Annotated in this window: 8 protein-coding genes; 5 read left to right on the top strand and 3 right to left on the bottom strand. The window is 71.0% G+C overall.

Going from position 1 to position 7,376, the window contains the following annotated elements; genetic code table 11:
• The first annotated feature begins 395 nt into the window (after nucleotides 1-395).
• The 5 genes from MXD61_RS18310 to MXD61_RS18330 all read left to right on the top strand — a co-directional run bounded on the left by MXD61_RS18310 (nucleotide 396) and on the right by MXD61_RS18330 (nucleotide 5,026).
• Nucleotides 396-1,562, top strand: coding sequence for an OmpA family protein (locus MXD61_RS18310; RefSeq protein WP_248814689.1), 1,167 nt, complete (start codon nucleotides 396-398; stop codon nucleotides 1,560-1,562).
• Nucleotides 1,563-1,630: 68 nt separating this feature from the next.
• A complete protein-coding gene (locus tag MXD61_RS18315; protein ID WP_248814690.1) occupies nucleotides 1,631-2,047 on the top strand; it encodes a ferritin-like domain-containing protein in 417 nt (138 codons plus the stop codon).
• A complete protein-coding gene (locus tag MXD61_RS18320; protein ID WP_248814691.1) occupies nucleotides 2,044-2,856 on the top strand; it encodes a family 1 encapsulin nanocompartment shell protein in 813 nt (270 codons plus the stop codon). Before MXD61_RS18315 ends, MXD61_RS18320 begins: the two co-directional genes overlap by 4 nt.
• Nucleotides 2,857-3,225: 369 nt before the next feature.
• A complete protein-coding gene (locus MXD61_RS18325; RefSeq protein WP_308222782.1) occupies nucleotides 3,226-3,414 on the top strand; it encodes a (2Fe-2S)-binding protein in 189 nt (62 codons plus the stop codon).
• A 226-nt stretch (nucleotides 3,415-3,640) separates the two neighbouring features.
• Nucleotides 3,641-5,026: a dienelactone hydrolase family protein gene (locus tag MXD61_RS18330; RefSeq protein WP_248814693.1), complete on the top strand. Its 1,386-nt coding sequence runs from the start codon at nucleotides 3,641-3,643 to the stop codon at nucleotides 5,024-5,026.
• A gap of 19 nt (nucleotides 5,027-5,045) precedes the next feature.
• On the opposite strand, the gene MXD61_RS18335 is transcribed toward MXD61_RS18330, so the two are convergent.
• The 3 genes from MXD61_RS18335 to MXD61_RS18345 all read right to left on the bottom strand — a co-directional run bounded on the left by MXD61_RS18335 (nucleotide 5,046) and on the right by MXD61_RS18345 (nucleotide 7,104).
• Nucleotides 5,046-5,684 carry a hypothetical protein gene (locus tag MXD61_RS18335; RefSeq protein WP_163550444.1) on the bottom strand — a complete coding sequence of 213 codons (639 nt, stop codon included), beginning with the start codon at nucleotides 5,682-5,684 and terminating at the stop codon, nucleotides 5,046-5,048.
• Nucleotides 5,685-5,753: 69 nt separating this feature from the next.
• Nucleotides 5,754-6,338, bottom strand: coding sequence for a hypothetical protein (locus MXD61_RS18340; RefSeq protein ID WP_248814694.1), 585 nt, complete (start codon nucleotides 6,336-6,338; stop codon nucleotides 5,754-5,756).
• Between the two features lie 64 nt (nucleotides 6,339-6,402).
• Nucleotides 6,403-7,104 (bottom strand): P-loop ATPase, Sll1717 family, encoded by a 702-nt coding sequence (locus tag MXD61_RS18345; RefSeq protein ID WP_248814695.1) that lies wholly within the window; start codon nucleotides 7,102-7,104, stop codon nucleotides 6,403-6,405.
• Between the last annotated feature and the right edge of the window lie 272 nt (nucleotides 7,105-7,376).

Here is a 7,376-nt window from a genome sequence, read left to right on the forward strand (position 1 = left end):
CTTGGGTGAATCGCCTGCGGGTGGGCGTGGTGTGGGTTGGGCTGCCCCTGCGTGTCCGTCCCTGCGTGTCCGTGGCTGCCGGACGTGGTGGTGGGTTGCGCCGTGATGGTGGATGCGTGGGTGAGGTGAGGGTTCGGGGGCGGGGTGAGTGGGTGGGCTGGTGGGTGGGGGAGGGATCAAGGGTGGACGCGTGGGTGGATGGTGGTAACCCGGGCGGGCGGGTTGTTCGCCCCGCTGTGTCCCTGCCGTGGGCGATGTGCGATGGTTGTGCCTGATCCCGCCTGGCTTGATCCGAACTCGGCTCGCCTGGCCCGATCCCGCACTGCTTGGCCCCGCATGGCCTGACCTCGCGTGGTGTGATGCCACGCGGTCCGATCTCGCACGGAGTCCGTTCGATGACCCAGTCTCTGGCCGCGCGTATGAACCGTCCTCGGCCGATCGCCTTCGCCGTCTCGTTGTTGTTGGCATGGCTGCTGCTGGCCCTGATCGCGTTCGCGTTGCGTCGTGGGCCCATCCAGGATGATCTTTCTGCTCGGGCGAGTGCGGCGGTCAGGGCGGTCGGTGGGGTGCACGCGCAGGTGCGCATCGAGGGGCGGGAGGCGGTGGTGACCGGGCGTTTCCCGAACGCGGCCGCGGCCGAGCAGGCGCGGGCGTCGGCCGCCGTGTCCGGCACGACCTCGGCTCGACTCGGGGCCGACGTGGTGATCGCCACCGAACCGGCTCGGCCGCTGGTGCTGGCCGTGACGGGTGGGGTCCTCACGGTCACCGCGACGGTGGCGGACCGGGAGAGCCGGGACGCGCTGCTGGCCGCTGTCGCCGATGCCGCCGGTAAGGCCGGTAAGGCCGGCAAGGCGGAGGTGCGGGGGCGGATCACCCTGGATCCCAGGGTCGGCGAGCCGTCCCTGGGGGCGGTGCCGGCGCTGGCAGCGGCGGTGCAGGGCGTCTCCGGCGATCACGCGGTGACGCTGCTGGGGTCCACGGTGGAGCTGACCGGACGGGTGGCTGACCCCGCGGCCGGGCGTCGCCTCGAGGCGACCTCCCTCGACGCGGCACGGGCCAGCGTCCCCGGCGTGACAGTGCAGAACCACCTGGCCATCCCGGCGGCCGCCGCGAAGCCGTCCACCGGTTCCCCGGCGGGCGGTGGTGCGGTGTCCTCCGGTGGTGTGGGGTCCGGTGGCGCGGCAGGTGATGGCGCGACGGAGGTGCTCGGTGCGGTGCGGGCGGCGCTGGGGGAGGGGGGCGTGACCTTCCCGGTGTCCGGTGCCACGCTCAGCCCGGCGGTGCGGGTCCGGCTGGATCGGGTCGCCGACGTGCTGCGTGGGGGTGATCTGACGGTCCTCGTCGCCGGGCACACCGATGCCACGGGGCCGTCCACCGTCAACCAGGCGCTGTCGGTGCAGCGGGCCGAGGCGGTCGCCGACTACCTGGCCGGGCGGGGTGTGCCGCGCGAGCGACTGAAGGCAGCGGGCTTCGGCGCGCTGGAACCGGTCGGTGACAACGGCACCCGGGCCGGTCGGGCGGCGAACCGTCGGGTCCAGATCGCGGCGGCGCCGACCTCCTGAGTCCGGTCGAACGGGTAGCAGCGCCGCGGATCCGGTGTGACTGCCGCTGACCGTGGTAGGCAGTCGCCATGGGCGACTCAAGCATGGGGCTGCACGAGCAGCCTGATCGGCTCTCGCCGCAGACGATCGACCGCCACCGGGCGATCGTCTCGCTGATGGAGGAGCTGGAGGCCGTCGACTGGTACGACCAGCGCTACGACGCCTCGACGGACCCGGAACTGGCGCAGGTACTGGCGCACAACCGGGACGAGGAAAAAGAACACGCCGCGATGACCCTCGAGTGGCTGCGGCGCCATGATCCCGTGCTGGACACCCAGCTGCGGACCTACCTGTTCACCACCGGACCGGTCACGGAGGTGGAGGAGAACGTCACCGATGGCAGCGGTGCTCTGCTGCCGGACGTCCCTTCCGCACCCGAGCGGGCGGCGGCGCCCGGTGACGGTTCCCTTGGCATCGGAAGTCTGAAAGGTGTTGTAGGAGCATGAATCATCTGCTGCGCGGCCACGCCCCGCTGACGGACGCTGCCTGGAAGGCGGTCGACGAGGAGGCCAAGGCCAGACTGACGACCAACCTGGCCGCCCGCAAGGTCGTCGACTTCGCCGGACCGCACGGATGGGAGTACTCCGCGACCCCGCTCGGCCGGGTCGAGGCGTTGTCGTCACCGCCGTCGGCAGGGGTGTCGGCGCGGGTGCGCAAGGTGCAGCCGGTCATCGAGCTGCGGGTCGGGTTCACCCTCGACCGGGCGCAGCTCGCCGACGCCGACCGTGGCGCCGATGACATCGAGCTGGCCCCCCTGCAGGAGGCGGTGCGCCGCATCGCCAACACCGAGAACGCGGTGGTGTTCCACGGTTACCCGCAGGCGGGCCTGATCGGCATCACCGAGGCGTCGTCGCACCCGGCGCTGCCCCTGGCGCCCGGCACCGACACCTACCCGCCGAGCGTCGCGAAGGCCGTCGCCCTGCTGCGTCGCGCCGGCATCAGCGGGCCCTACGCCCTGGCACTCGAGCCGGACCTCTACACCGCGGTGATCGAGACCGCCGAGCATGGTGGCTACCTGCTGCTCACCCACCTGCAGCACATCCTCGACGGCCCGGTGGTGCAGGCGCCGGGGATCACCGGGGCGGTCGTGCTGAGCCTGCGTGGCGGCGACTTCGTGCTCGAGTCGGGCCAGGACCTCTCGATCGGCTACGCCGCGCACACCCTTGAGACCGTCGATCTGTACCTCGAGGAGAGCTTCACGTTCCGCGTCGCCGAACCGGACGCCGCGGTCGCGCTGGTCCCGCCGACGGCCTAGCCGGACCGACGGGTCCGGCCTGTCGCCGGCCTGGCCCGTCGCGTCCGTCCGTCGCGTCCGTCCGCCGCGCCCGTTCTGGATCTTCGATCGCTGGTCTGGCCGGGGCGCCGCGTGGCGGGGCACCATCCGGCGGGGTCGGACGTCCCGTTGTGCCTGGTCGGTCTGGTATGCCGGAGGGGGCCCAAGGCGCCAGGCGTGGGGGAATCCCGTCATCTTGCGCGCGGAGTCCCGACGTGGCACCCTGTCTTTAGGGAAGCCTTAGCTAAGCCATCGCGCCTGTAGTCGGCCGGCGAGGCATCCCCGGCAGGGTCGTCCCACTGCCGATCGGCGCACTCGCGGCGCACGGTCGGCTCGGCCTGGTGAGGTGCGGTGCTCGTCTGTTCCTGTTTCGCGGTGTCCGATCGGACGCTGCGTGAAGTGATCATCCGTGGTGCCCGCGACGTCGACGAGATCGGCGAACACTGCGAGGCCGGCACGGGCTGCGGCGGGTGCGTCGAGGAGATCGAGGATCTGCTCGACGAGATGGTCCCGGGCTGCGGCCGCCGGTTGGTGGCCTGATCGGGCCCACGTGGGTTCCCGGTCCGGGCACGCCCGTCAGGAACTCGCTGACAGCGCGCTGACCAGCGCAGGCACCTCACAGAGCGCTATTGGCGAAGCGGTCGTTTCTGTACGAGGTAGCACGATCTGATGGTCCGTCCGGCGGGCTTTCACTGCGCTGCGTAACGTCCTCGCTGTGGCTCGGAGACTGGCGCGCATCGCTGAACCGCGCCCGGATGTGGCGGGGATGTCCCATTCGTGGCGACTGGCCGTCGTGGGTGCCCTCATGCTGGGTCTGGCGACGCTGCTCGGGCCCGCGCAGCCACCGGGCCGCGGGGCACCCGTCGTGTCGACGGCCGCCAAGGTGCGACCGGCCGCCTCGGGCGTGGTGCCGCCCACCCAGCCCGATCCGGGGGCCGCGGGCCCATGGCCGGTGGGCTACCGAACGGTGCGACTGGCCGATCCGCATCGCCTCGGTCGGGTCCTGACCACCTCGCTGTGGTACCCGGCGCGGCCCGACGCGACAGCCGGTTCGACCCTGCCGCGCACGGTCGAACTGCCCGCCGGCGCGGGTACCGTGCGGCCCCTGGATCTCGGGACGACGGGCTCTCGCGCGGCGGTGGCGGCCGCGGCTTTCGCGGCCGCGGGTACGGACACCGGTGCCGGTGCCGGTGCCGGTGGGGGCTGGTCGCCGCTGGGCGGGGCCTGTCCGGTGGCGGCGTTCGAGGCGGCGCCGGACGTGCCGGGGCGGGCGGCGTTCTATCCGGTCCTCGGCCCGGTCGGACTGGTCTCGACGCTGGCCGTGACCGATGCCGCCCCGGCGAGCGGACCGTTCCCGCTGGTGGTGTTCTCCCACGGCAGCGCCGGCAGCCGGGTGCAGGCCGCGACCCTGCTGGAGGGGCTGGCCAGCCACGGCTATGTGGTCGCCGCCCCCGACCACACGGGCGACACCCTGCTGGACGCGGCGGCCGGCCAGACCGAACCGCAGACCCCGATGGCGGTCGAGCGCTCCCGTGACCTGTCCGCGGTGCTGGACGCGCTGACCGATCCGTCCTGCCAGGTGCGCGATCTGGTCCGGTCCGACCAGATCGCGACCGTCGGCTTCTCCTTCGGCGGCCTGACGTCGATCGTCTCCAGCATCGGCCTGCTGGACGCCCCCGCTGATCCCCGGGTGCGGGCGTCGGTGGGGCTCTCCGCGGCGACGTCGCCGCTACCCGCCGCGTGGCTGGCCGAGAACCGGGTGCCGACGCTGCTGCTCGGGGGCACCCGGGACACCTCGATTCCGCTGAGCCTGAATGCCGAGCGCGCGTTCGGCCAACTGACCTCGTCGCGGCCGCGGGTGCTGGTCACCGTCGCCGACGACACCCACAACTCGTTCACCGATGTCTGCCGCCAGGCCGCTCTGGTCCGTGACCGGGGCATGCCCGCGCAGGTGAGCGCGCGGATCACGCTGACCGCGGCCGCGACCTGCGGGCCGCCGATGATCGACCCGGTACGAGCCGAACTGCTGGTTCAACGGGCCACCGTGGCGTTCCTGGACTGGCAGCTACGCGGCCGGGCCGACAGCGGGCGGTTCCTCACCGAACAGGCCCTGGGTGATCCCAGCACGGTGAAGACCCGCACGGTGCTCTGAGGGACTCGGATCGACCGGTTCAGGTCAATGGACGGAAGCAGGCGGTGGCCGGATCCTGCGGATCGACGGTGTAAAGGGCCAGGGTGCCAGCCATCTCACGCGGATCGATGTCATGGTTGAGCATCAACGCGTGCAGGTCGGAAACCATCCGCAGGGTGTGATCCAGCAGGATCACGGCTATGCCGGACGGGCGCCGAACGCATTCCCCGAAGCGTGCGGTGGCCCCGGGATCGCCGGTGAGTTCGGCCAGCACGCCGAGCCTGATGCGCTCGGCGAGTTCCTCCCACACCCGCTCGCATTCCGGGGCTTCGACACCGCGCCAGATGCCGGAAACCCGAAGGCTCTCGACGACCGCGGTGGGCTGGCAGCCGGTGCGTAGATGCACGGCCACGGCCCACATCGCCATCAGCCAGCACAGCCCCCGCAGAGTGTGTTCGGGATCAGCGTGGGCCTGCTCGTACAGATGCTGTTCGGACTGCGTGCGGCTGGCCGGGGCAAGCCAGGCACCGGCCAGTCGTTCCAGGTCGACGATCTGCACCATCGGCAGGTCCGCTGGGTGCGGGCGCCCCAGAGCTGCGGCGCGGCCGGATTCGGCGTCGACCAACGCGAGTGCTCCTGGGTCGGAAAGTGTCTGCCAGGCCAGACCCGCCGATGGCATGGGCCCACGGTAGACCTCCGGCGCCGCGGAAAACCATGGTGTTGAGCGCACCATGTGAAATCTGCGGGATCAGCGGGCCATCACGAATCGGTGGAACATCGGATGGATCGCGAAGTGGTGCACGCTGTGCGGTGCGGGCCTGGGACGGCGGACCTGCCGGGCGAAACCGATGTCATCCACCCACGATCCGAACTCGCCCGCCGGACCAGCGCCGGTCGACGCGGCGCCGCCTGGCCGGCCTGGGCCGGAGGGTGGATCGGTGGGCGCCGGGTCGGCGGCGGTGAGGAAGCCGACGTTCCACAGCAGTTCGAGGATCGTCTCCGGCTCCCGACTGTCGATCCACTGCCGGGCCTCGGGAGTCAGCCCCACCGAGCCGGTCGCCATGTCCAGCAGGAACAGTTCCAGCTCCGCCCGTGACCACACCTCGGGGCCGGCGCGGAAGGTCTGGAAGACCCCGAGCAGACCGGGCGAGCCGAACCGGTACTCGGCGGCGATGTCCCGGGTGCGTTCGGCCGAGTAGGTCGGTTCCACCGCCAGGATGTCCCGCGGTGTGATCCGCACCGACGGCCGTGCGCTGTGCGCGCGGGCATGGTCAAGCGCGTGGCTGCAGAACTGGATGATCTCCCGTGGCCGGCCCAGGGAACGGTCGACCATATGGCGGAACGACCAGGCTGGCCGGGTGAAGGCCGCCTTCCAGCAGGCGTCGTCGTCGCGGGTGTCAAAGGTCGTTGATCGTCATACAGGCCTGGAACAGGCCCGCGACGAAGGCCTGGGCGTCCTCGGAGGAGTCCCAGCCCCGGTCCAGTTCGTCCACCAGAACGGTGACCCGGCTGCGTTCGCACAGGCGGATGAGCGGGGCCACCAGATGGTCTATCTCATGCAGCTTGTAAAGGTGCTGCAGTTCCCTGGTGCGGATGCCGGCCTCGAAGCGGCCGACCTTGACCGACTCGATGCGACGCAGGTAGGAGACGAAACTGTCGAACGGGCTTTCGGACATGCCGGCGTGGTTGTCCCGCAGGTAGGTGTAGATCTGGCTTTCCGCGCCGCGCCGCAGCCGGCCGTGCCGCCGGGTCACCTCTTTCATGATCAGAACAAGGAGAAGGTATTTCCAGGCGGTCGCGTAGGCGCCCAGTTTCGCCCACGCGCCGTCCAGTTCGCGGGTCATCGCGGAGCTCAGGAACTCGTAGGAGTAGTCCTCCGGCGCAAGCTCGATCACCAGGCCACCCGCATCGCGCTGGCGGTGGGCGATCGTCTTGAAGATGGCGCTCTTCCCGGCGCCGCGGTTGGCGACGAGGATCGTCTTGATACCCGAACTCATCTGAGTGTAGGCGGAGGACTCGATGAAATAGGCGTCGAGGCCGCGTCGGACGTCACGTTCCGCTGCGGCCGCGCCGAAACTGAGCCGGGCAAGGTCGACCATGTGGACCCCTTTGGCCGAACGATGGTGACGGTGCGGGCCGATCGGGATGTGACGATACCGTGACGTTGGAGCGCTGTCGGTGGAATATTCGCGAAGCGGCCGACCCGCACGCAAAAGGCGAGGTCCGGGGCCGGCGACGTCAGTCGCGTCCGGACCTCGCCTTTTCGATACCTACCCGCCAGGCCCGAGGACGGGGTGGTTCGACGGGTCTGGCGTCCTGTGGCGCGGGCGGTGGGTGTTATTCGCCGAGGAGGTCGAGGGGGGTGGTGGGG

Origin of the sequence: Frankia sp. AgPm24, assembly GCF_023243055.1 — a bacterium.
Classification (GTDB): domain Bacteria; phylum Actinomycetota; class Actinomycetes; order Frankiales; family Frankiaceae; genus Frankia; species Frankia umida.

Bases quoted from the DNA above. Each gene is read 5' to 3' on its own strand.
- MXD61_RS18340 (WP_248814694.1), bottom strand. From the start codon at position 6,338: ATGGTCGACCGTTCCCTGGGCCGGCCACGGGAGATCATCCAGTTCTGC.
- MXD61_RS18345 (WP_248814695.1), bottom strand. From the start codon at position 7,104: ATGGTCGACCTTGCCCGGCTCAGTTTCGGCGCGGCCGCAGCGGAACGT.
- MXD61_RS18320 (WP_248814691.1), top strand. From the start codon at position 2,044: ATGAATCATCTGCTGCGCGGCCACGCCCCGCTGACGGACGCTGCCTGG.
- MXD61_RS18315 (WP_248814690.1), top strand. From the start codon at position 1,631: ATGGGCGACTCAAGCATGGGGCTGCACGAGCAGCCTGATCGGCTCTCG.
- MXD61_RS18310 (WP_248814689.1), top strand. From the start codon at position 396: ATGACCCAGTCTCTGGCCGCGCGTATGAACCGTCCTCGGCCGATCGCC.
- MXD61_RS18335 (WP_163550444.1), bottom strand. From the start codon at position 5,684: ATGCCATCGGCGGGTCTGGCCTGGCAGACACTTTCCGACCCAGGAGCA.
- MXD61_RS18330 (WP_248814693.1), top strand. From the start codon at position 3,641: ATGTCCCATTCGTGGCGACTGGCCGTCGTGGGTGCCCTCATGCTGGGT.